The following is a 22559-nucleotide window of genomic DNA, read 5'->3' as shown; positions in this document are numbered from 1 at the left end:
GGGCGGAGCGATTACGGGAAGGCGTGCGATGGAGCCGAGCAGGACAGCCAGGGCCGTGATCGTCGGAGGGTCCCTCGGCGGGCTCGCGGCGGCGCATGAGCTGGCGGCGGTGGGCGCCGATGTCGCCGTGTACGAGCGGTCGGCGGGGAACATGCGGGCGCGGGGCGCGGGCATCGTGATGCAGCCGGAGGTCGAGGACCTGCTGGGGCGGCTGGGTGTCACGGCGGGTGAGGTGTGCGTGGAACTGCGGGAGCGCCAGTATCTGCACCGGCACGGGCAGCCGGACCGTTATGCGATGCCACAGTTGATGACGTCCTGGGACACCCTTTACCGGACGCTGCGCGAGCCCCTGGACGGTGTCTGCTACCAGCTGGACAGCAGGCTGCGACGGGTCACCGTGGAGGGTGCGGAGGTCACGGCGGAGTTCGGGGACGGGTATGCGACGCGGGGCAACTTCCTGGTCGGCGCGGACGGGATCGGCTCGGCGACGCGCCGGCTGCTCGATCCGGCGACGCGTCCTTCGTACTCCGGGTATGTGGCCTGGCGCGGGCTGGAGCCGGAGTCGGCGGTGCCGGACGAGTTGCTGGACCTGCTCTCGGGGCGGTTCACGTCCTTCGGCACGGAGGGGCAGCAGATGCTGTGTTACCTGGTACCCGGCGCCGGGGGCGAGGTGAGCGAGGGGGCGCGGCGGGTCAACTGGGTCTGGTACACGAATGTGGCCGAGCGGGATCTGCCCAGACTGCTGACGAGTCGGTCGGGGCGGACGTACGCGACGTTTCTGCCGCCCGGGGAGATCCTGCCGGAGGTCGGCAAGGAGCTGATGGCGACGGCGGAGGTGGCGCTGCCGCCGCAGTTCACGCGGCTGATCGAGGTGTCGGACGTCTTCATGCAGCCGGTGTTCGACCTCGCGCCGTACCGGATGGTCGCCGACCACGCGGCGTTGATCGGCGACGCGGCGGGAACGGTACGGCCGCACACGGCGTCCGGTACCTCCAAGGCGTTCGGTGACGCGGCGGGCCTTGCGGCGGCGTTGCGGGACTGGGCTGCGGACCGGCCGCTGCCCGCCGAGCGCCTGGCCCAGTGGGAGGAGGACCGTCTGGTCCAGCTGGTCACGCTGTCCGGAGCGGGCATGGACCTCGCGGCCCGCTCGCAGCTCGGAACGCCGGGTGGCCGGAGGTTCTTCGCGGCGGCGTGACCGGAACTGCGGGTGGCCTTGGACTCATGGCGGGTGTCTGCGGCGGAACGTCCGGCCCCGCACGACCCGTTGACGGTAGCGGTGCGGCGGGCACGGCTACGGGTCACTGCGACGGTGTGGCGGGTGCGGGGGACCGTCGGGTCGGCGGACTCCCGTCGCTCGCTCTCTCCCTGTCAGGTGATCCACGGCAGGAGCGCCCCCGCCGCCGGGGACAGGTCGCCGCCGCGGTGGACGACCATCACGTTCCAGCGCGGGACGTGCTGGACGAAGCGCCGCGGGGACAGATCCGGGAAGCGGGCCGCGATGGGCTCGGGCAGCACGCAGACACCGAGGTCGTGGCGGACGCGTTCGGAGGTGGCGACGATGTCGTTAACCTCGAAGACGGCGTCCCGGTCGACGCCCGCCGCACGGAAGGCGCGGTCGACGGCGGCGCGGACGGCCCAGCCAGGCCGCGTTGCTGCTGGCGGTCCGGGGCGACCACGGCGAGGTCCACCGACCCGGTGGCGCAGCATCTGACGCAGATCCATCCCCACTCCCTGCCGGTGAGCCGTACTGTCAACCCAGTGCCTTGCGTCGGTCGCGTCGGATGTACGCGACGAGCCGCCGCCAACGGAGCCGCTGATGCCCATTCGGCGCTGCGCTGTCTGCGGTACGTGGCGCGCTCGCCGACGTGATTGCCGAACCAGTATGTCCGGCTTGAAGGGGATGGCCCGTACCTACGACGTACTGATAATTGTCCTCCTCCTGCTCCTTCAAAGGGGCGGGGATGACAAGTGCTCCGGCGTCCTCCCTGCGCACCCGCCCGGTGCCATTTCAGCTCAGCACAACAATCTCCCGGCGCAGGGACGCCGACGGCAGGCGCCCTCCGGGAGTGGCCTGACCGCAGAGCTGGTTGATCAGCTCCGCCAGCTCCCGCACCGTCCGGGCGGCCCCGACTGGCGTGTCAACATGATGGCCAGAGGGATGACCGACCTGGTTGCGTCGCTTGGCCAGCGCGTCTTCGACCACGCGACGGCGCCGTCCGCAGAGCGGACTCGCCGCAAGCGACCACCGGCGAAGCCCGTGCAGTCGTGTCACAGCCGCTGTGTACGGTGCCTCGCCGATGTCACGCCCGGAGGCTGGCCTGTGCGCATCCACTTGTCCATACGCCGCCTGTACTGCGAAAACCCGACCTGCTCAAAGGTGACTTTCGCCGAGCAAGTGTCGGGACTGACGGTGTGTACTACCAGCGGCGCACTGGTGGCCCGAGGCACCCCGGACGTGGGCCCCGTAGGAGCCCTGACAACCCTGATCCCCGCCGCATCCTGACCGCCGAGCCGGCCCTGCGTCATGATTGACAGGGGCATGACTATTGTCTAGGTTCCCCTGCGGCAGCGGTGTCACACAGACCCCCCGCCCTCCCCGGGAGGATGCACATGGTCGCATCGTTCGTCACCCATCGCGCCCTCGACGGCGGGACTTATCACCTGGAGGGCGATCTCGACCTCGCGTCGCCGTGTACTTCGGCCGTCGAGGTGGTGGTCGGTGGCCGACTGGTCGAGTTCACCGCCGGGCCGGCCTCTTTGGGGGACGATGTCGCGGCTTCCCTGGGCGTCGCGTCACCCGACTCCGAACTCACCTTCCAGAAGGGTACGCTGCGCGTCTTCCAGTCGATCGAGCGCGAGCCGCGATCGGGGCTCGTGGAGCGGCCGTCGCTCGTTGTGTGGCGCGGTCGGCGCCACGCACTCGTGACCCGGCTGTACGGCCTGAGCGTGGCCGAGGTGCTTGGGCTGCTCCGGGCGGTGCGTATCGCGGAGAGCGAGTACGGGCTCAGCCTTCAGCCGGATTTGTCGGCCCGAAGCGCCTTCGCGCGGCCCGCGACGCTGATCAAGGAGCTGCCCGGCCTCGGACTGCTGGAACTGTCCCGGCGGACGAAGGAGCACACCGCCCAACTTCCTCCCTGGAAGGGGGTGACGGTCGCGTCAGGTGAGCTGTTCCGCGACACGCTCTCCGACGGCAGCCCGTTCTTCGTGCTCTCCTCCACCGACATCTGGGCCACGCTGGTGCCGCTGGCGTCGACTTCCGTCGAGCGGGTGCCCGAACTCGTCGGGCGGCTCGCGCTGCGGCACACCGCGTGAGCCGGCGGTGATCGGCTTCTACGGCGGGCTGACCGCCTCGATCGTCATACTGAGCCTGCTCATGGGTGCGAGCTCTCACGCCGCCCGTCCTGCTGCCCTGGGTGAGGCGCTCCGGGCGCACGGCGTGCTGGGCCCGCGGTTCCGCCGGTTCGCGGCCGCCGTCCTGCCCTTCGCGGAGGGCGCCTTGGGAGTGGTCGGCGCGGCCGCGCTGCTGACGGGTCATCAGCGGGGGCTGCAGGCCGTACTCGCCGTGGGGACGATCCTCTTCGGGCTCTACGCCGGCTACACGCGGCACGTCCTCGCCCTCGGCGGCGGCGGGCCGTGCGGCTGTTCACACCAGGATGTGCCCCTGAGCCACTGGGTGACCCGGCGGGCCGTGGCCCTCGCCGGGCTCGCGCTGGCCGGCACGGTCATCGCCGGGGCCGGCCCCGTACGGCTCTCCGCGGCGGAGCTGATCACACTGATGCTCGCCGCGTGTGCCTGCACCGCGCTGCTGTGGTCCCTGCCCGCTGCCCTGCGCGAGCCGAGCGCGGCATCCGTTCACGCGCCGACCGGGGCCACTGTTCACCAGCCGACCGGAACCACCGTGCACCGGACTGCCGAAGGAGTGTCGACCCGATGAACTTCACCACCAGCGCCGTGATCGCCTCGTGGGCGGCGATCGCGCTGCTCGCGCTGGTCGTCTCGGGATTGATCAGGCAGGTCCACCAGCTGTCACGAACGCAGCCGCACCACCCCGGGCGGGTGGGCATCGCACCCGGCGTATCGGCGCCCGGCCTCGATTCGACGCTCCTGACGCCGGGCCGCGCCGGGTTGCTGCTCTTCCTCGATGCCGACTGCCGTACCTGTGGACAGGTGCTCGCCGAGGCCGGCGCCTGGACGGTCCGTCAGGGCGCCGCCGTCCCGCAGATGCTCGGGCTCTACGCGGGCGCGGGGCCGCAGGCGGACGAGAGCGTCGTCCCGGTCAGGGATCACCGTCCGGAGCTGTTCACGGCCTACGACATCCACGCCACCCCCTATGCGGTGGCCATCGATCCGGAGGGTCGGATCACGCGTTCGGAGCCGCTCGGTTCACCCACCGCTCTGTTGCGGTTGCTCGACGACATCCAGCCCGCGACGCCGAGGAGCCTGCCGTGACTTCATTGGACGACGTACCCACGCTGCGCCGCCCCGGGAGCGGTGGCCGCCGCTCCCGGGCCAGGCTCGGGGCTCTTCCCTCCTTCGCGCCGTCCAGGCGCACCATGCTGCAGGCGGCGACCGCCGCGGGATTTGCCGCGCTGGGGGTGTTCACCGCCGCCCGGCAGGCGTATGCCGACGGTTACGACATCTGGACCGGTGCGTGCCCGAGTTACGCCGCGGACCACAACTGCTCCCCGGGCTGCGGGCCCAGCACCATCTATGCCGACGCGTGCGTGACATCGGGGACGAACACCGGATTCCACCGGTCGGACGGTGTCACCTGGATGCTGCGGCCCAACCAGTGCTACGCCGGTACCTACGACGGCTGGCTGTGGCGCTACAGCGCGGCCTGCGGCAGTTGCGGCTGCGGTATCGAGCGGCGCTGCCACGACGGGTACCGCAACACCGGCTCCGGCTGGGTGAAGTCCATCTGCCGCTGGACCACCGAATGTGACTGCCCTGGCACCATCAGCTGGCCGACCCTCGGTCGCGGCGCCACCGGGCCCGATGTCCACACCATCCAGCACCTGCTCACCCACCAGGGTCATCCGACGACTGCCGACGGCATCTTCGGGCCGGACACCGAGGCGCAGGTCGACGCGTTCCAGTCGGTGAAGGGACTCAGCCCCACGGGCAGCGTCGGCCCGGCGACCTGGCCGGTACTCGTCGTCACCGTGCGCCAAGGAGATGTGAACGATGCCGTACGCGGCGCGCAGCGGCAGCTCAACAAGTACGGCTCGGCACTGACGGTCGACGGCAACTTCGGTTCGCTCACACGTCAATCCGTCGTCTCGTTCCAGTCCCTGCACGGCCTGACCGCCGACGGTGTGGTCGGTCAGAACACCTGGCTCACACTGACCGGGACCGTCTAGATGAGCGAGTCCGGCCGTCCCGTGGCCTGGCCGAGCGGCGCCCGTGCCGTAAGGGCGCTGCTCACCGATCCCGCCCTGCCCGCGGTGGCCCTGGGGATCGCGGCGATCGCCGCCGTCCTCTACGCCCCCGTGTTGACCTGGGCGATCACCGGCGGTCTTGCCGGCTACTCGCTCTCCGGTTCGGTTTGAACGCGCAACAGCGCGTTCGCGCTGGCCTCGCCAGGTTGGCGGGCAACGTACAGACAGGCGCTGGTCCTCGGCGTGTTCACCGTCGGCCTCTTGGTCGGCGGGGTGCTGACGGCCGGGGTGTTGTGGCTCCTGTCCGGTCTCTTCACACCGCTCCCGGCCGACGTGCGGCAAGGGCTGATCGTGGCCGTCGCGCTGCTGGCCGCACTGCGCGACGCGGGCAAGCTGCCGCTACGGATGCCGCAGAACGCCCGGCAGATACCGCAGGACGTACTGCGTCGCCATCTGGCGTGCGGCGCCCTGCAGTTCGGCTTCGAACTCGGTACGGGCGTGCGTACCTACGTGTCGGCAAGCGCGCCGTACGCGATGGCGGTCGCGGTGCTGCTGTCGGGGGGCTCCTACGCGCCCGCCCTGGCGGCCGGACTCGGTTTCGGGGCGGGCCGGGCATTCACCCCGGCTCTGCGCAGGCTCTCCGGAGACGGGGAGCGCTGGGACGACCTGCTCGCGCGGCGGCTGAGGGGCATGACCGTCCTGTGCTCCGCACTGATCGCCGCTGCCGCCTGCGCGATCTTCCGATAGCGTCATCGCCCGATGTCGTGACAGGGCGCGGAGGTTGTACGAACCCGCCCCGCCGGCATGGCGGTCATGGTGGCGGTCGTATGCGCCCGCGCCCCATCCGTTCCCGCATGTCGAGCCTGGCCCAACAGGTAGCGCCGCGCTCGCCCGGCCCCGGTCGGCGGCGGGGATTCCGCGTCGGGGCCGAACATCATGTCGCACCACGGAACGCAACGACCGTGGTCTGCGGGCCGGTTGTGCCGGAGGTCTGATCCTGTGGCAGGTGAAGGCGGTGTGGACACGCGATGGTCTTGGACGTCAAACTCCCCTCAGTCCTCTTGAGGGGCATCGGGAAGGACTCATAGCGGAGGTGCGATGTTGAGGCGTACGACGCAACTTGTTCTCTCTATTGTCATGGTCATGGCGGCCACCTTGGGCGGCATGCTGGTCACGGCCGCCCCGGCCCAGGCCGACGAGTGCTACACGTGGGGCCGCACCCTGTCCGAGGGCATGTCGGGCTCCGACGTGACCGAGCTGCAGATCCGGGTGGCCGGGCATGTCGACTACGGCGAGATCCTCACCGTCGACGGCAACTTCGGCCCGCGGACCAAGGCAGCGGTCACCAAGTTCCAGCAGGCGTACGGGCTGACGGCGGACGGCGTCGCGGGTTCCCAGACGTTCAGCAAGATCTACGCACTGCAGGACCCGGACTGCACCCCCATCCACTTCACCTACGCCGAGCTGAACACGTGCAACTCCGACTGGTCAGGCGGTGCGGTCAGTGCCGCGACGGCCAAGTCCAACGGTCTGCGCACGATGTGGAAGCTGGAGGCCATGCGGCACGCCATGGGCGACGTGCCGCTCGTCGTGACCAGCGGATTCCGCTCGACCGCCTGCAACAACGCGGTGGGCGGCGCATCGAACAGCCGGCATCTGTACGGCGACGCCGCCGATCTGGTCGGCAGCCCGTCGTTGTGCCAGCTCGCCCAACGGGCGCGCTATCAGGGCTTCGGCGGCATCTTCGGCCCCGGCTACCCCGACCACAACGACCACACCCACGTGGACGGACGCGCCAGCCGCTCCTGGTCCGCGCCCAATTGCGGCGTCTGACCCGCAAGTCCTCAGATTTTCTCCCCCACTTTCGAGTTGGAGTGCCCTGATGTCGTCCCGCACCCCCTGGCGCGCCCGCGCCGGAACGGCCCTGCTGGCGGTGCTCGCCGGTATCGGCGCGTTCGCCGTCCCCGGCCCCGCCCTGGCCGATTCCCCGTCGGAGAGCCGGCAGACCGTCACCTACCACGGCTACCGCGTCGAGGTGCCCGCCGACTGGCAGGTGGTCGATCTGGCCGAGAACCCGCGCGCCTGCCTCCGGTTCGACAGACCCGCTGTCTACCTGGGCGAGCCCGCCGACCAGAACGACTGCCCCTCCGGAGTCGTCGGCCGTACGGCGGGCATCGTCGTGCAGCCCATCACCGCCCGCTCCGCGGGCCAGGCGACGGCGGCGACCGCGCGAACCCAGCGCGGCAAGGCCACCGCCCCGAGCGCCGCGTCCAGCAACGACACCATCCAGATCGCGGTCGAGGACGCCGGCGTCCTCGTGACCGCCGCCCACACCCCGCAGACCGAGAGCCTGGTGCGCGGCGTTCTCGCCTCGGCCGACCTCACCAGAGGCGCCGAGCGCACCGCGCTGCCCAGCGCGGCTCAGCGGTCCGACGTGGCCCCCCTGGCCGCGGCCGGCCCGCAACCGGGCAGCTACCTCGGCAAGGGCTTCGACGCCTGTACCGCGCCCTCGCAGGCCGCCATGAACGCCTGGCAGGCGAGTTCGCCGTACAGCGCGGTCGGCGTCTACATCAGTGGCTCCTTCCGGGGCTGCGCCCAGCCGAATCTGACGGCGAGCTGGGTGACCGCCCAGACCAACAACGGATGGCGTCTGTTCCCCATCGACGTCGGCCGCCAGGCACCGTGCACCAGCTACTCGCTGAAGATCTCCACCGATCCGGCCACGGCCAAGTCCCAGGGTGTCACCGCCGCGGCCGGCGCCATCACCGCCGCGTCGAACCTCGGTATCCCGGCGGGCAGCGCCATCTACAGCGACATCGAAGCGTACAACTCCACGGCCTCCTGCAAGGCGGCCGTGATGTCGTACCTGTCCGGCTGGACCGAGCGGCTGCACAGCAGCGGCTATCTGTCGGGCCTCTACTCCAGCGCCGCCTCCGGCATCCAGGACGCCGCCGGCGAGTACAACAACAGCGCCTACACACGGGTCGACCACCTCTTCTACGCGTGGTGGAACGGCGCCGCCGACACCAACACCGGCTCCTATGTGCCGTCCACCTACTGGTCCAACCACCAGCGGATCCACCAGTACGCGGGTGAGGTCACGGAGTCCTACGGCGGCTACTCGATCACCATCGACCGCGACTACCTGGACGTGGGCAACGGCACCGTGCCCCCGCCCAGTTGCACCGGGGCGAACTTCAACTTCACCGCGTACAACACCGTCCAGAACGGCTCGTCCGGAGACCAGGTCAAGGCGGCCCAGTGCCTGCTCAAGGCAGCCGGCTTCGACCCGGGCACCCCGGACGGGGCCTTCGGGCCCGCCACCACCACCGCCGCCCGGAACTTCCAGACCAGCAAGGGGCTTGGGGCGGACGGTGTGGTCGGCGCGAAGACCTGGACGGCTCTGCTGTCCAGCGGATCCACCCCGACCATCCAGAACGGCTCGACGGGAGAGGCCGTCACCCGGCTGCAGCGCGCCCTGACCGCCGCGCTCGGACGGACCGTGGCCATCGACGGCGCCTTCGGCCCGGGCACCACCCAGGCCGCACGCGACTACCAGTCCTCGCGCGGGCTGGGCGCCGACGGCATCGTCGGCCCCGCCACCTGGAGCGCCCTTCAGTCGGGGAAGTGAGCAGGAAAGTGAGCCGAGAAACGAACAGGAACGTGAGGCAGGAATCGTGAGGCGACTCGCACGCATCATCACGCTGTTCACCGCGATGGCGGGCCTGCTCTTCGGGCTGGGCGTCCCCGCGAACGCTTTCCCACAGGCCGCGTTCCCGCTGACGAGCAACGGCAACCGGGGCTCCGACGTCGTCGCGCTGCAGCACCTGCTCGCCGCGCACGGCCGCTCCGTGGCGGTGGACGGCGTCTTCAACTCGGGCACGCAGAGCGCCGTGGTGGGCTTCCAGCAGTCCAAGGGCCTGGCCGCGGACGGCATCGTCGGCCCCGCCACGTGGGGCGCGCTCGCCATCACCGTACGACAGGGCGACAACGGGCCGGCCGTGAAGGCCGTCCAGTCGCTGCTCAACGCCAAGCGGGGCGCCGGCCTCTCGGCCGACGGGGCCTTCGGACCCGCCACCGACTCCGCCGTCCGCACCTTCCAGTCCCATGCGGGAATCGGCGCGGACGGCGTCGTCGGGCCGACCACCTGGCAGAACCTGCTGTGGCACTACGAGAACACCGACTTCGGTGCCGGCTCGATGTGCGCACAGAGCCCCGACGGCAACGCGAACGCCCACTGGGCGACAGCCGGCGCCGTCGCTCAACTGGAGGCCGCCGCCGCCACGTTCGCCACCACCGGGAACGGCAAACTGCCGGTCGGCGACGCGGGCTTCGAGCACGGCGGGGCCATACCCGGCCACGCCAGCCACAACGTCGGGATGGACATGGACGTGTGGCCGATCCGCACCGACTCGGCGCAGTGCACCGCCGGGCGTATCACCTGGCAGTCGAGCACCTACGACCGCGCGGCCACCCGCAGCCTCGTGCAGGAGATCCGGGCGAAGGCCCCCGGCCACGTCGCGCTGATCTTCTTCAACGATCCTCAGCTGATCTCGGAAGGACTGACCACCAGCTACCCGAACCACGACAACCACCTGCACATCCGCTACAAGTAGCGGCCGGGCCGCGGGCCCGGGGGCCTCGTCCTCGGACCCGCAGCCGTCCGCAGCGCTCAGCGAATCACCAGCGTGGTGCCGGCCACGGCGGGCACCAGTTCCCCGATGACCGGATGTCCGGGTATCTCCCCGGCGACCAGCAGCCCGCCGGAGGTCTGCGCGTCGGCAAGCAGATGTAACTGGTCGTCGCTCGCCCGTCCCGCGTCCAGGTGCGGACGCACCCAGTCGAGATTGCGGCGGGTGCCTCCGCTGACGTACCCGGCCCGCAGCGACTCCCGGGCGCCGTCGAGCACGGGGACGGCGGCGGCGTCCACCACGGCCGTGACGCCGCTGGCCCGGGCCAGTTTGTGCAGATGGCCGAGCAGACCGAATCCGGTCACATCGGTGGCGCACACGGCGCCCGCCGCCAGGGCAGCGGCACTGGCCTTGTCGTTGAGCGCCGCCATGACGGCGACGGCGTGCGCGAAGACCTCGCCCGTCCGCTTGTGGCGGTTGTTGAGTATCCCGACACCCAGCGGCTTGGTCAGAGTCAGCGGCACACCCGGCCGGCCGGCGTCGTTGCGCAGCAGCCGGTCCGGATCCACCAGGCCGGTCACGGCCATTCCGTAGAGCGGTTCCGGGCTGTCGATGCTGTGGCCGCCGCCGACGAAGCAGCCGGCGTCACGGGCGACGTCGAGCGCTCCGGCCAGGACCTCCCGGGCCAGCTCCGTGGGCAGAACGACACGGGGCCAGCCCAGCAGGTTGAGCCCGACGAGGGGCCGACCGCCCATCGCGTAGACGTCGGACAGGGCGTTGGCCGCGGCGATTCGGCCCCAGTCGCGGGCGTCGTCGACGACGGGCGTGAAGAAGTCGGCCGTCGACACCAGGGCGGTGCCGTCACCGGTGCGCACGACGGCGGCGTCGTCGCCGTCGTCGAGTCCGACCAGCAGCCGGTCCTCGTCGCCGCCCAGGGCGTGTCCGGGGCTCCGGGGCGGCAGCAGTCCCGCGACCATCGCCTCCAGCTCTCCCGGAGGGATCTTGCACGCGCAGCCGCCGCCGCGTGCGTACCCGGTCAGCCGTACGGGCGCGGCGGACCCGGCGGCGGGGCCAACAGTCGTCATACGACGATCATTTCACCCCTTGCCCCGGCAGCGTGCGGCGATCACAATCTTGCTCCGGAGGCGTTGGGCGGGCTGGTGCCCCTCCCGATCTTCAAAATCGGTGTGGTCCGGAAACCGGGCCAGGCGGGTTCGATTCCCGTCCGCCTCCGCTGACTTCGATCGGGGTGGCGCGGGTGGCGGACAAGGTTCGGCAGCCGCCGACGGACACTCGGCGGCAGGTGCCGAGCGCCACGGTGCTGCTCGGCGATCCCCTGCTGAGCGAGGCGTCCGCACGGTTGGGCAGGCCCATCGTCAAGGCGGCGGTCGCCATCGCCCAGCAGGCCGTACGCGACGGACGGATCGGCCCGGGTGACGCGGTCCGTGCCGCTCTTGCCGCGCTGCCGGCACGCGCGGCCGGGCTGAGCCCCGTGCACAACGCCACCGGCGTGGTGCTGCACACCAATCTGGGACGAGCCCCGCTGTCGCGGTCCGCGCTGGAGGCGATGGCGGCGGCCGGTGGATACACGGACGTCGAGCTGGACCTGGGAACCGGCAGACGGGCGTCGCGCGGCCGCAGCGCCATGGCGGCCCTTCGGGAAGCGGTGCCGGCCGCTGAGGATGTGCACGTGGTCAACAACGGAGCCGCCGCCCTGACCCTGGCGGCGGTGACACTGGCCCGGGGGCGCGACATCCTGCTCAGCCGGGGCGAGTTCGTGGAGATCGGCGACGGCTTCCGGATACCCGAACTGCTGGCCTCCTGCGGCGCCCGGATACACGAGGTCGGCACCACCAACCGCACCCGTCTCTCCGACTACGCGGACGCCGTCGGCCCGGACACCGGCTTCATCCTCAAGGTCCACCCGTCGAACTTCACGGTGAGCGGCTTCACCCAGGGAGTGGACGCCGGCGAACTGGCGTCGCTGGGCCTGCCCGTGGTGGTCGACATCGGCTCCGGTCTCCTCGCGCCCGACCCGGTGCTGCCGGACGAGCCCGATGCGGCCACGTCCCTGAGCGCCGGGGCCACACTGGTCACCGCCAGTGGGGACAAACTGCTCGGCGGTCCGCAGGCGGGGCTGGTCCTCGGCAGGGCCGCCGTCGTGGAGCGGATGCGCCGCCATCCGCTGGCCCGCGCCCTGCGCGTGGACAAGTTCACCCTGGCCGCGCTGGAAGCGACACTGCGCGGTCCCGAGCCACCTGTGCACGCGGCCGTGCACATGCCGCTGCCGCGGCTGCGCATCCGCACGCTGCGCCTGGCCGAGGACGTGGCGCGCCGAGGTCTGGACGCGCACGTCGTGCCCTGCGAGGCGGTGGTGGGAGGAGGCGGCGCCCCCGGGACCGCCCTGCCGTCCTGTGCGCTCAGCCTCCCCGACGACTTGGCGACGCCGCTGCGCCTCGGTGAACCGGCTGTACTCGGCCGGGTGGTGCGCGGCCGACTGCTTCTGGACCTGCGGTGCGTACCGCAGGCGTGCGACGGCGACATCCTTGCCGCGGTGCTGCGCGCGGCGGGGCTGTGACCATGCGGGTCATTGCGACGGCGGGGCATGTCGACCACGGCAAGAGCACACTGATCCACGCGCTGACGGGCAGCCACCCGGACCGGCTGGCAGAGGAGCGGCGCCGTGGTCTGACCATCGACCTGGGCTTCGCGTGGACGGATCTGCCATCGGGTGAAAGGCTCGCGTTCGTCGACGTCCCGGGACACGAGAGGTTCGTCCCCACCATGCTGGCCGGCGTGGGCCCCGTGCCCGCCGTGCTGTTCGTCGTCGCCGCCGACGAAGGCTGGAAGCCGCAGTCCGCCGAGCACCTCGCCGCCGTGGACGCCCTGGGTGTACGGCATGGACTGCTCGCCGTCACCCGCTGCGATCTGGCCGACCCCCGCCCCGCCACGGCGCAGGCACAGGACCGGATTTGGTCCAGCACTCTCGGCGGCGTCGAGGCCGTGGCCGTCAGTGCCCGCACCGGCGCGGGCCTCGCGGACTTGCGCGCCGCCCTCGGCCGACTGGCCGCGCGGCTGCCGGACGGGGACGCCGACTCCCCGGTGCGGCTGTGGATCGACCGGTCCTTCACCGTGCGCGGCAGCGGGCTGGTGGTCACCGGCACGCTCGGTGCGGGGCGCCTCCGCCGGGGCGACGTCCTGGTGACCGCCAAGACCGGCCGTACCGTGCGCGTCAGGGCTTTGCAGGCCCTCGGCGAGGAGACCGATCTGGTGCGGGCCACCGCCCGGGTCGCCGTCAACGTCAGGGACCTCGACAAGGAGTCGACGGGCCGCGGCGACGCCCTGCTCACCCCCGACAGCTTCCTTCCCTGCCTCCGCTGCGACGTGCGCGTCCACGGCGGAACACCGGCCGCGGCGCTGCCCCGCACCGCTGTCGCCCACATCGGCTCGGCGGCCGTGCCCGTACGCGTACGGCCGCTCGGTACGGACGTCGTCCGGCTGACCCTTCCGGCGCCACTGCCGCTCCGTATCGGTGACCGCGCGGTGCTGCGTGATCCCGGTCTGCGGCGTGTGCTGGCCGGCCTGACGGTGCTCGACCCCCAGCCACCGGAACTGCGGCTCCGCGGCTCCGCGGCACGGCGCGCGGCCGAACTCGGCGACGCTCGCGGCACTCCGGGCGAGGCGGCCGAGCTACGGCGTCGGCTGCTGGTCAGGCGCGGGGAGTTGACCGCGATGGGGGTGGCCGTCCACACCACGCCGGTCGCGGGCGACTGGCTCGCGGACCCCGCCCACTGGGCCGCCCTGAGCGCCCGGCTGGCCGAACTGGTCACCGCGTACCGCTCCGAGCGGCCCACCGAGGAGGGCATGCCGGTGGAGGCCGCTCGGCACCGTCTTGGGCTGCCGGCCGCCTCCCTGGTGGAGGCACTGGTCACGCCGCCCCTGCGGATGAGCCGCGGGCGCGTGACCGCCGGGCCCGCGGCGCTGCCCGCCGCTGTAGCGGACGCGGTGCACCGACTCACCACGGAGCTGGCCCGCCGGCCCTTCGCCGCGCCCCACGCCCAGCAGCTCACGGAACTCGGCTTCGGTCGCCGCGAACTCGCCACGGCGGTCCGCCACGGAGCAGTACTGCGACTCGCGGAACACGTGGTGCTGCTACCGGACGCCCCCCGGCTGGCGGCCGAGCGGCTGAGCGAACTCGACCAGCCGTTCACCGTGGGAACGGCGAGCCGTGCCCTGGACACCACCCGACGCGTCACCGTTCCCCTGCTGGAGCACTGCGACGGTCAGGGCATTACCCAGCTGCTCCCCGACAAGCGCCGCCGGTGCGAGCGCCCCGGCCGACCGGCGCCGGTCACCACACCGTCCTGAACCCGCGCGTTCCCTTGTGCTCCGGACTCCACACCAACCAGTGCACGTACGCGGGCTTCAAGCACGTCAACGCCGACACACGGATCGCCACAGCGATGCAACTGCCCGGCGCCGACAGGGTCATGTTGCCGCCGCTCAGCTACCGGGACCCGAGCGGAATCCCGCCAGCCCGCGCGAACTCGCCACCCTGGACCTCCTGGGCCAACTCTTCGGCGTCACCGCCATGACCGTCAGCCGCGCGGAACAGGAAGTCCGCCCACCCCTGGAAGCACACGGCCACCACATCGACACCCCAACCGAGCCCGGGAGGGCCCGATCGACGGGCGAGGGGCCGATGTGGTCCCCGTCACCTTCTTCGTGGCCCCGCAATGGGGCTCCCGGCCTCCGGTCCCGGCATGATTCCGGTCGCCCGTCAGTCGTGATCGAAAGGGTGCTGTCACCGGGCTCGGAGGCATTGGCAGACCGCTGATCAGAGACATGAGCGCCGAGCCCGCACCGGGTAAGGCAGCTCTCCGTAACGTGGATGCCGGCACGCTGATGCCGCAGGTAGGCCGGGATGGTGTGGAGCTGGGGAGTCAGGATCGCGTGACCGAGAACGAGACCGTCGACGTCTATTTGGGCCTGGACGTCGGCAAGGGCGAGCACCACGCCACCGCCCTGACACCGGTCACCCTCAACTACCGGCTCGGCTTCGAAGGCTTCGGCCACATCCCCGCCGCCGAAGCAGCCGTCTACCCGGACAACCGGGGCCTGCTCGACCAGGTCGCCGCCCTGCCCTGGGTTCGTGACAACATCGCCGCCTTTGTGGCGATCCGGGCAACGTCACGGTCGCCAGCCAGTCCTCCGGGGCCGCTTCGGTTGCCTGCCTGATGGTGATGGAACGCGCCCGTGGCCTGTTCCACCGTGCCACCGTCCACAGCCCCGCCAGCCCTTACTACACGCTCGAAATCGCTGCGGCAACCACCCGCGAGGTCGCTGCGGCGGCGCGCTGCCCGGCCACACCCGAGGGCCTGACATCTGCGACTCCGCAGGCCCTGATCACCGCCTCCGACCAAGTGGTCGACGACTACCGGCGGAACCCCGCGTCCGGATCCCGTCACTACGATCCCTCGCTGTACGCCCCCGTCCTTGACGGCGATGTCCTGCCCACCGACCCCCTCACGAGGATGGCCGCCGGCGCGACCCGGGGGCGTGGACCTGCTGGTCTGCCACACCACGGAGGAGTACTGGTTGCTCGACGCCGTCGGAAGCAGCGCGAAGATCGCCACCGACGAACAGTTGGCCCTCTTCGCCGAACACTTCAGTCTCCCTGACGGCCTGGTGCTCGGCTATCGCGCTGCGATGCCCCATGCCCCGTTGCTCGACGTCTACCTTGCCGTCTTCGGTGATCTATTGTTCGGCGAGTACAGCAACCGACTCGTCGAGCTTCACGCCCAAGCCGGCGGCCGGGCGTTCCTGTCGCGTTTCGATCGCCGGCGCACCGGCCCGGACGGAGTCGTGCGGGCCTGGCACTGTGCGGACATCCCCTTCGCCTTCGGCAACCCCGACAGCGACTGCCTGGCATTCCTCATAGGCGGCGTACCCACCTACGCGGACTTTGGACTGGCACGTCGCATGGTGCGCGCGTGGGCCGATTTCGCTACCACCGGAAATCCGGGCTGGCCATCCGTCAACAACTCCACCCAGGCCAAAATTTGGAGCACCGACGATGCCCCCACCGACGATAAGTCCGCCGCTATCCGTGCTCTTTGGGTCAAGGCCGAGTTTCCAGTCCTGTGTCCGTGAACTGGGGAACCACCTTGGCACCACGAATCGAACTCGAAGGTGAGGGCTTCGAGCGCCTCCTTGGCCGCCGGGCGTGGTCGGGGAGTTGTTGGCTGTCCATGGCGGACGGCGGCAGTTGGTGATTTTCGCCCGCGTGCTGGGCATGCCTGTGTCCGGGTCGGCGGGCCGATGGCATTACGTGCCTGGTGGCGGGGTGTCAGTGGGTGGATGGGTGGTTGCCGCTTGTGGCGGAGACGAGGCCCGTTTCGTAGGCGATGACGACCAGCTGGGTCCGGTCGTGGGCGTGGAGTTTGGCCAGCAGCCGCCTCACATGTGTTTTGACGGTGGCGATGCTCAGTCCGAGGTGTTCGGCGATGACGCGGTTGGGCAGGCCCCGGGCTACCAGGCGGAGCACTTCCTGTTCCCTTGGGGTCACGCCCGACAGTTCCTGGGCGAGTCGGGGGCGTGGCTCATGGTGTCCGGCGAACTCGCGGATCAGACGGCGGGTGACGGTGGGCGCGAGCAGAGCGTCGCCGGAGGCGACCACCCGCAGTGCGGTCAGCAGATCGGCGGGGAGGATGTCCTTGAGGAGGAATCCGCTGGCTCCGCCGCGGAGCGCCGCGTACACGTACTCGTCCAGATCGAACGTGGTCAGCACGAGCACACGGGTGCCAGCGGCGTCCGGGTCCGCGCAGATGCGCCGGGTGGCCTCCAGGCCGTCGGTGCCCGGCATCCGGATGTCCATCAGCACGACGTCGGGCCGCAGTCGCAGCGCGAGATCGACGGCCTGGTCGCCGCTGGCGGCCTCGCCCGCCACGGTGAGGTCCGGCACGCTTTCGATGAGCAGCCGGAAGCCTGTCCGCAACAGCGCCTGGTCATCGGCGAGAAGGACCCGGATCGGCGGGTTCACCGGGCTGTCCCCCGTCCGCAGGCCAGCCGTGCGTGCACCCGGAAGCCGCCTGTGGCCATAGGGCCGGCGGAGAGGACTCCACCGCACATGGCTGCCCGTTCCCGCATCCCGGTCAGCCCGTGCCCGCCGCCGGGCCGCCGTCCGGGGAGCCGTGGGGGGAGCCGGGGCGGTGCGTCGTTGACGATCTCGATCTCGACGGTTTCGGGGTCCGTCCGGGACAGGGTCACCCGGCAGTCCGCCGATCCCGCGTGCTTGACCACATTGGTGAGGGCTTCCTGAACGATCCGGTAGACCGTCAGTTCCACGCCCGGGGGGAGTGGCGGATCCGGGTCGGCGGACAGTTCCACTCGCGGGCCCGCGTCGCCCGTGAGCGTGATCAGGTCCGCCAGGCCGGGGGCGGTTCCCAGCTCGGTTCCGTCCCGGGGGGTTCGCAGGACGCCGAGCATGCGCCGCATCTCGGTGAGAGCTGTCCGCCCTGCGGTCCCGACCAGTGTGAGGGTCCGCTCGGTTTCCTGCGGGCTGCTGGAGGTGACCGCGCGGGCGATCTCGGCCCGTACCGTGATGACGGTCAGATGGTGGGCGACCACGTCGTGGAGTTCCCGGGCGATCCGCAGGCGCTCGTTGGCCACGGCCTGCCGGGCGGCGAGTTCCGCGTACGACCGCTGCTCTCTGAGAGCGGTGCCGATCAGCCAGGGCAGGGTCATCAGCAGCGACGCGAAGACGGCGCCTGAGGCGGCCTCGGGCGCCGGGACCGGTCGTGGTATCAGGATCATGGCCGCCGTGACGGCGCCCAGCGAACAGCCGAGTGCCGTCGCGGAGCGGCGCTGCGATTCCTGCGCCGCCACCGTGTACAGGGCGACCCCGACGGGGATCCATGACTCCTCCCAGCCGGTGAACGCCAGGGCGCAGACCGCTCCGGCCAGGACTGTGTACAACACCGGGACGGGCCACCGGCGCCGCACCGCGACCGGCAGCCAGACCGCCGCCGCCACGGTGGCCGTGTCCCAGCCGCCCCGCGTCTCGCTCGCGGCGAACGCCAGGGCGAGGAGCACGGCCGCGACGGTGTCCACGCCGTGCCAGTGCCCCTTCCGCAGACGTCCGGCCACCAGCGGCCGCCACTCCCCGTCGTCCATGACCGCCACGCTATCCATGGGGGGACCCGGGGCCGGTCAGCCCGGAGGACGTCATCTCAGGGGCTGAGTCATCCGCGCGGCTGATGCCCGCCGTACCCTCCTGGGCTGACACCGGGTTCCTGCCCGGGGACGAAGCCGGCGGGCCCATCGGCCGGAACAGTGGAGTGCATGAACCGGAGAACACTTCTGACCTCGTGCGCCGGGCTGGTCACCGCCGCCGCGATCCCGGGCCTGCTCGCTTCGGCGGCCGTCGCGCGACCACGGGAGGAGGAACCCGTGCGGTTCCAACTGCCGGCCCCGAGCGGCCCGTACCCGCTGGGCACAGTCTCGTTCCACCTGGCCGACACCACACGGCCGGACCCCTGGGTGCCCTCCCGCCCCTGCCGCCAGTTGATGATCAGCATCTGGTACCCCGCTCGCGGCGGTCCGATCCGTCCCGCCGTTCCCTGGATGCCGCCGGCGGCGGCCGACCGGTATCTGAGCTTCCTCGGTCTGCCTCCCGGCCGGGTGCGCCTGGGACGCGCCCATGCGCACGAGGGCGCTCCCGCAGGCGGCCCGCCGGGCCCCCTGCCCGTCGTGCTGTACTCTCCCGGCGCGAACGCGTCACGCTCGTTCGGCACCGGCATCGTGGAAGACCTGGCCAGCCACGGCTATCTGGTGGTCACCGTCGACCACACCTACGACGCGGCGGTGGTCGAGTTCCCCGGTGGCCGGGTCGAAATGAATCCCGCGGGCGGGATCAGCGACTACGCCAAGGCCCTCTCGGTCCGCACCGCCGACATCCGGTTCGTCCTCGACCGGCTCGCCGTGCTCCGGTCGAGCGGGCGCCCCGGTGTCTGTCGCACCCCGCTGCCCGCGGGCCTGCCCGGAACGCTCGACCTGCGGCGAGTCGGGATGCTCGGCCACTCCCTGGGCGGAGCCACCACCGCTGCCACGATGTTCACCGACGGGCGGATCACGGCGGGAGCGAGCTTGGACGGAGGCGCGGCGGGCCCCGTGGTGGACGCCGGGCTCGACCGCCCGTTCCTGGTCGTGGACACCCCGGGGAAGGGCGGCATGGACAACAATCCCGCCCTGCGCGCGTTCTGGTCGCGTCTGCGCGGCTGGCGGCTCTGCCTCACCGTGCGGGGAGCCGCGCACCAGGCGTTCGGCGACGACGTGCTGATTCTCCCGCTGATCGCCCCTCTCCTGGGCATGTCCCCGCACGACTTGGAGACAGACGTCGGGACAATTCCCCGGCACCGGGCGCAGGCGTTCCAACGCGCCTACCCGCGGGCCTTCTTCGACCTCCACCTTCGCGACCGGGGGCGGCTGCTCGACGGCCCCTCACCCGACTTCCCGGAGGTCGGCCACACCAGGTGAAAGTCTCACGACCGCACCGCAGGCATACCGCGCCGGGCCCGGCGTCCGCTTCACCCGGACACCACGCGGATGGCGCGCCCTGGGGCGGCTCCTTCGTTCCGGCCGGAAGCGGCCTTGCTGACGCGGTTGCTGTCGGTTGCTGTCGGTGACGGTCTCCGGTGGCCAGGAAGCCGTCTTCCTTCCTCGTCCGCGCCGAGGTTGCTCGCCGCGACGCCGACGAGGCAGGCGGTGACACCCGTGCACGGCTGGGGGCTCCACCTCGACTCCCGGGTCGCCGGGCATCACCATCCGCGGCAGGCACGCGACGGCTTCCTCGTCTGGGGGAAGCAGCGTGCGGATCAGCGGCCGGATCAGCTGCCCGGCTGCCCGGAAACCGACGGGTCGCCGAATCGCGAAGGACGCTGCCCGGGAACCCGCGGCGATGCGCACTTATGGCTTCGAGTTCGGCGTGGGTTGCGGGCTTCTCCGCAAATGCGCAGGGTGGCTCGCGCCGCATGTCGGCGCAGCAGTTCGGTCCGCAGTCGGCGGGCGGTGTGGGGGCTGGTCTTGCCTGTGGCCGGGGCCGCACCCAGGTCACAGGCGCGCGGGTCAGATGGTGATGGCCAGACGGATGGGGCAGGGCTGGACGGTGGAGTAGTTGCCGGCGGCGATGCCGGCTGGCCCACAGAACGCGGTGGCGCCTTCGCGGCCCCCCATGCAGCCGCGTTCCTTGACGGTCTTGCCCGTTGAGGACGGCCTCGTAGGTGCCGGGGTCCAGGTGGGAGAAGCTGACGTGGAAGTTGGCGTTGCCCCAGTGGTCGGTGGTGGCCTGGAAAGCTGCTTCGAGGACGGGGGCGGTCTTGTCCTTGCGTACGGGCTTGCTCCGCAGCGCCAGGACGCTGTCCGCGGTGACGGCCTCGGCCTCTGCGAGCGCCCGGTACAGCGAGGCGACCGAGGGGTGCTTGCCCGCGTTCTTCCCGGCCTTGATGGTCAGCTTTTTCGCGATGCCGGGGAGCGGCGGATCGCGGGCCGCGGGTCGGACCGGCGCACCGGTCGCCGCCCCGGATCCATCAGCTCGCGCCGGTCCCGGCGCACTGTACGAACCGGGCGCGGCTGCTGCCGCTGCTTGGTCTTCTGGCCGCCGTCGTAGTGCCGTGCCGCTGCACGGGCGGCGACCAGGGCCTGGCGGGCGAGGCCGACGCTGCTCAGCCCGGTCATGCGAGCATCGTCCCGGCCCTTCCGCACCCGCAGCCCGGTGAACGTCTCCACCCACAACCGCTCAGCCCTTAACACCCCGGCCATACAGATGAGATGCCCAGCTCAGAGCCTTGTGTAACAAACTGTAGAGGTCGTCTCGTTTGGTGCCGAAGAGACTGGAACTGAGCTCGGTCGGTTCGGATGGTTATGGGCAGGGAGTGTTAACGAGCGGCGTAGGACGGTTCAGCCGCCAGACCACGACGATCCCGCTGCCGGAGGGTACTGCGGGCGGTGTTCCCTGTTCACGCAGGACTTCGGTGAAGCCCAACCGGCGCGGTATCGCGGCGCTGGAGGTGTTGGATAGGTCGTGCGCGATTTCCAGGTACTCCACGTCCGGCAGGGTGAACATCTCGGTGACCATGGCCGCCGTTGCTCTGGTAGCTATGCCCTGGCCAGTTGCGGCAGGGTGCAACCAGTACCCCAGGCGCCGGCCTTGAGGCTCGGCCCCACGGTAGGTCTGGCACATGCCAATGAGAGTGCCGTTTTTGGCGATGGCGTAGTTGTACACGTCACCGCTTGTCCACTTCGACTCTGACGTCGCGAGGAACTCGCGGGTGCTCTTCGCGCTGTGACGGGCGACCCACGACTCCCAGGGGCGCAAGTGGTCCAGAGACTCCTCGATCAACTTGAATGCCGGAGCGAAGTCGCTCTGCCCCCGCCAACATCGCAGGACGAAGTCTCCGCACTCGATGATCTGCCGTGGCCGCTCCATGACGGCCATGCTGGTCCGCAAAACGGCCCGCTGCAACGGGATACAGAGAACTGGTGGACCGTCTACCTGGCAAGACGGCGGTAGCAGATCAGGGCGGCGGCGATCCCGGCGAAGGCCAGGAAGTGTTCTGCCTTGCGCTTGTAGCGGCGGTGCAGGCGGCGGCATCCGGCGAGCCATGCCACCGTGCGCTCCACGGTCCAACGGCGGTGGCCCAGCCGCTGGGAGGACTCGATGCCCTGCGAGCGATGCGCGGAGTGATGCTCCGGGAGCGGAGCCATCGGCGCAGGCGTTCATAGTCGTAGCCCTTGTCACCGTGGAGCTTGGCGGGCTGTCGCCGACGGGAGCCGCGCCGGGACCGGATCGGCGGGATTCCTCGCACCAGAGGCTCCAGGCCCTGACTGTCGTGGGTGTTCGCGGCGGAGATGTCGATGGACAGGGGTAGACCGGTCCGCTCAGTGATCAAATGGATTTTTGATCCTTTCTTACCGCGATCTACGGGATTCGGGCCAGTGAGGTACCCCCTTTTGCCCACATGTTGACCGAGTCGATCGCACACCGCGACCAGTCCAAGGCGCCGCGCGCGCCGAGTTCGTCCAGGACCAAGCGGTGGAGCTTGCCCCATACCCGGGCCCGGCTCCACTCGGTGAACCGCCTGTGCTGAGTCGTCCCAGAAGGACCGAAATCCGACGGTAGTTGCCGCCACGTGCAGCCCGTCATGGCCACGAACACGATGGCCGCCAGCACCTGTCGGTCCCCGTACCTACGCTGGCCACCGTCCTGAGGGCGTACTGGAGCAGCCGGAACCACCCGCTGGAACAGCTCCCACAACCCCGTCGGCACCAGACCGTTCCACCATCGCCATCATGGCGGCCAGCCTAACGATCAAGCCAGTTGAGATGACCTCTTAGCTTCGGCAACTGTGCGGTGTGCCGACCTTGAGGTGAACGACGGCGGGCCCCCGACAAGTGCTTGGGTTCTAGTGATCGTCGCAACACCGATCCAGATTCAGGCGGTCAGTAGATCACGTAGGCGCTCGGCTGGGTTATCCCAGTCGAGCGTCTT

Annotated in this window: 19 protein-coding genes, 1 tRNA gene and 2 pseudogenes; 15 read left to right on the top strand and 7 right to left on the bottom strand. The window is 70.9% G+C overall.

The window, feature by feature from the left end; genetic code table 11:
• Positions 1–28: 28 nt before the first annotated feature.
• Positions 29–1195: an FAD-dependent monooxygenase gene (locus tag ACFVT5_RS41895; protein ID WP_389899420.1), complete on the top strand. Its 1167-nt coding sequence runs from the start codon at positions 29–31 to the stop codon at positions 1193–1195.
• Positions 1196–1368: 173 nt separating this feature from the next.
• Here ACFVT5_RS41895 and ACFVT5_RS41890 read toward each other — a convergent pair whose 3' ends face one another.
• A complete protein-coding gene (locus ACFVT5_RS41890) occupies positions 1369–1722 on the bottom strand; it encodes a LysR substrate-binding domain-containing protein (protein WP_389899418.1) in 354 nt (117 codons plus the stop codon).
• Between the two features lie 888 nt (positions 1723–2610).
• On the opposite strand from ACFVT5_RS41890, the gene ACFVT5_RS41885 reads away from it, so the two are divergent.
• From ACFVT5_RS41885 to ACFVT5_RS41845, 9 genes are all read left to right on the top strand, one after another.
• Entirely contained in the window at positions 2611–3312 is a 702-nt protein-coding gene (locus ACFVT5_RS41885; RefSeq protein WP_389899416.1) for a hypothetical protein, read from the top strand.
• Between the two features lie 7 nt (positions 3313–3319).
• Positions 3320–3934 (top strand): MauE/DoxX family redox-associated membrane protein, encoded by a 615-nt coding sequence (locus ACFVT5_RS41880; protein ID WP_389899415.1) that lies wholly within the window; start codon positions 3320–3322, stop codon positions 3932–3934.
• Entirely contained in the window at positions 3931–4449 is a 519-nt protein-coding gene (locus tag ACFVT5_RS41875) for a hypothetical protein (protein ID WP_389899413.1), read from the top strand. The genes ACFVT5_RS41880 and ACFVT5_RS41875 overlap by 4 nt, the downstream gene beginning before the upstream one ends.
• A complete protein-coding gene (locus tag ACFVT5_RS41870) occupies positions 4446–5363 on the top strand; it encodes a peptidoglycan-binding protein (RefSeq protein ID WP_389899412.1) in 918 nt (305 codons plus the stop codon). The genes ACFVT5_RS41875 and ACFVT5_RS41870 overlap by 4 nt, the downstream gene beginning before the upstream one ends.
• Complete coding sequence (locus ACFVT5_RS41865) at positions 5364–5552, top strand: hypothetical protein (RefSeq protein ID WP_389899410.1); 189 nt, start codon at positions 5364–5366, stop codon at positions 5550–5552.
• A 72-nt stretch (positions 5553–5624) separates the two neighbouring features.
• Entirely contained in the window at positions 5625–6128 is a 504-nt protein-coding gene (locus ACFVT5_RS41860; protein WP_389899408.1) for a hypothetical protein, read from the top strand.
• A gap of 351 nt (positions 6129–6479) precedes the next feature.
• Positions 6480–7214 (top strand): D-Ala-D-Ala carboxypeptidase family metallohydrolase, encoded by a 735-nt coding sequence (locus ACFVT5_RS41855; RefSeq protein ID WP_389899406.1) that lies wholly within the window; start codon positions 6480–6482, stop codon positions 7212–7214.
• A 49-nt stretch (positions 7215–7263) separates the two neighbouring features.
• Complete coding sequence (locus tag ACFVT5_RS41850) at positions 7264–9012, top strand: glycoside hydrolase domain-containing protein (protein ID WP_389899405.1); 1749 nt, start codon at positions 7264–7266, stop codon at positions 9010–9012.
• A gap of 46 nt (positions 9013–9058) precedes the next feature.
• A complete protein-coding gene (locus ACFVT5_RS41845) occupies positions 9059–9997 on the top strand; it encodes a penicillin-insensitive murein endopeptidase (protein ID WP_389899403.1) in 939 nt (312 codons plus the stop codon).
• Between the two features lie 56 nt (positions 9998–10053).
• Here ACFVT5_RS41845 and selD read toward each other — a convergent pair whose 3' ends face one another.
• Positions 10054–11097: a selenide, water dikinase SelD gene (gene selD, locus ACFVT5_RS41840; RefSeq protein ID WP_389899401.1), complete on the bottom strand. Its 1044-nt coding sequence runs from the start codon at positions 11095–11097 to the stop codon at positions 10054–10056.
• Positions 11098–11153: 56 nt separating this feature from the next.
• Between selD and ACFVT5_RS41835 the strand changes: the two genes are divergently transcribed.
• From ACFVT5_RS41835 to ACFVT5_RS41820, 4 genes and pseudogenes are all read left to right on the top strand, one after another.
• Positions 11154–11247 (top strand) — tRNA-Sec (locus ACFVT5_RS41835).
• Positions 11248–11270: 23 nt separating this feature from the next.
• The gene (gene selA / locus ACFVT5_RS41830) at positions 11271–12590 is read left to right on the top strand and encodes an L-seryl-tRNA(Sec) selenium transferase (RefSeq protein ID WP_389899399.1); all 1320 of its coding nucleotides are present in this window, start codon (positions 11271–11273) and stop codon (positions 12588–12590) included.
• A 2-nt stretch (positions 12591–12592) separates the two neighbouring features.
• Complete coding sequence (gene selB / locus ACFVT5_RS41825) at positions 12593–14380, top strand: selenocysteine-specific translation elongation factor (protein ID WP_389899397.1); 1788 nt, start codon at positions 12593–12595, stop codon at positions 14378–14380.
• Positions 14381–15037: 657 nt separating this feature from the next.
• Positions 15038–16165, top strand: a pseudogene (locus ACFVT5_RS41820) (carboxylesterase family protein); the annotation flags it as partial.
• A gap of 196 nt (positions 16166–16361) precedes the next feature.
• On the opposite strand, the gene ACFVT5_RS41815 reads toward ACFVT5_RS41820, so the two are convergent.
• Complete coding sequence (locus tag ACFVT5_RS41815) at positions 16362–17054, bottom strand: response regulator (RefSeq protein ID WP_389899395.1); 693 nt, start codon at positions 17052–17054, stop codon at positions 16362–16364.
• Positions 17051–18187: a histidine kinase gene (locus ACFVT5_RS41810; protein ID WP_389899394.1), complete on the bottom strand. Its 1137-nt coding sequence runs from the start codon at positions 18185–18187 to the stop codon at positions 17051–17053. The genes ACFVT5_RS41815 and ACFVT5_RS41810 overlap by 4 nt, the downstream gene beginning before the upstream one ends.
• A 168-nt stretch (positions 18188–18355) precedes the next feature.
• Here ACFVT5_RS41810 and ACFVT5_RS41805 point away from each other — a divergent pair, with 168 nt between their 5' ends.
• Positions 18356–19549, top strand: a complete 1194-nt coding sequence (locus tag ACFVT5_RS41805) for an alpha/beta hydrolase family protein (protein WP_389899392.1) — start codon at positions 18356–18358, stop codon at positions 19547–19549.
• Positions 19550–20518: 969 nt separating this feature from the next.
• Here the strand turns inward: ACFVT5_RS41805 and ACFVT5_RS41800 are convergent.
• The 3 genes and pseudogenes from ACFVT5_RS41800 to ACFVT5_RS41790 all read right to left on the bottom strand — a co-directional run bounded on the left by ACFVT5_RS41800 (position 20519) and on the right by ACFVT5_RS41790 (position 22340).
• Positions 20519–20746: a hypothetical protein gene (locus tag ACFVT5_RS41800; protein ID WP_389899390.1), complete on the bottom strand. Its 228-nt coding sequence runs from the start codon at positions 20744–20746 to the stop codon at positions 20519–20521.
• A gap of 184 nt (positions 20747–20930) precedes the next feature.
• Positions 20931–21506 carry a GNAT family N-acetyltransferase gene (locus ACFVT5_RS41795; protein ID WP_389899388.1) on the bottom strand — a complete coding sequence of 192 codons (576 nt, stop codon included), beginning with the start codon at positions 21504–21506 and terminating at the stop codon, positions 20931–20933.
• A 53-nt stretch (positions 21507–21559) separates the two neighbouring features.
• Positions 21560–22340: pseudogene (locus tag ACFVT5_RS41790) on the bottom strand (IS5 family transposase).
• Positions 22341–22559: the final 219 nt, after the last annotated feature.

This window comes from Streptomyces sp. NPDC058001 (genome assembly GCF_042886315.1).
GTDB lineage: Bacteria > Actinomycetota > Actinomycetes > Streptomycetales > Streptomycetaceae > Streptomyces.
The sequence above is the reverse complement of the archived record's forward strand: the minus strand, read 5'-3'. Positions and strand labels throughout refer to the sequence as shown.

Excerpts from the sequence above, each read along its gene's own strand:
- ACFVT5_RS41895 (WP_389899420.1), top strand. The coding sequence starts at position 29 with ATGGAGCCGAGCAGGACAGCCAGGGCCGTGATCGTCGGAGGGTCCCTC.
- ACFVT5_RS41890 (WP_389899418.1), bottom strand. The coding sequence starts at position 1,722 with ATGGATCTGCGTCAGATGCTGCGCCACCGGGTCGGTGGACCTCGCCGT.
- ACFVT5_RS41885 (WP_389899416.1), top strand. The coding sequence starts at position 2,611 with ATGGTCGCATCGTTCGTCACCCATCGCGCCCTCGACGGCGGGACTTAT.
- ACFVT5_RS41875 (WP_389899413.1), top strand. The coding sequence starts at position 3,931 with ATGAACTTCACCACCAGCGCCGTGATCGCCTCGTGGGCGGCGATCGCG.
- ACFVT5_RS41865 (WP_389899410.1), top strand. The coding sequence starts at position 5,364 with ATGAGCGAGTCCGGCCGTCCCGTGGCCTGGCCGAGCGGCGCCCGTGCC.
- ACFVT5_RS41855 (WP_389899406.1), top strand. The coding sequence starts at position 6,480 with ATGTTGAGGCGTACGACGCAACTTGTTCTCTCTATTGTCATGGTCATG.
- ACFVT5_RS41850 (WP_389899405.1), top strand. The coding sequence starts at position 7,264 with ATGTCGTCCCGCACCCCCTGGCGCGCCCGCGCCGGAACGGCCCTGCTG.
- selD (WP_389899401.1), bottom strand. The coding sequence starts at position 11,097 with ATGACGACTGTTGGCCCCGCCGCCGGGTCCGCCGCGCCCGTACGGCTG.
- selB (WP_389899397.1), top strand. The coding sequence starts at position 12,593 with ATGCGGGTCATTGCGACGGCGGGGCATGTCGACCACGGCAAGAGCACA.
- ACFVT5_RS41810 (WP_389899394.1), bottom strand. The coding sequence starts at position 18,187 with ATGGACGACGGGGAGTGGCGGCCGCTGGTGGCCGGACGTCTGCGGAAG.
- ACFVT5_RS41805 (WP_389899392.1), top strand. The coding sequence starts at position 18,356 with ATGAACCGGAGAACACTTCTGACCTCGTGCGCCGGGCTGGTCACCGCC.
- ACFVT5_RS41800 (WP_389899390.1), bottom strand. The coding sequence starts at position 20,746 with ATGACCGGGCTGAGCAGCGTCGGCCTCGCCCGCCAGGCCCTGGTCGCC.
- ACFVT5_RS41795 (WP_389899388.1), bottom strand. The coding sequence starts at position 21,506 with ATGGCCGTCATGGAGCGGCCACGGCAGATCATCGAGTGCGGAGACTTC.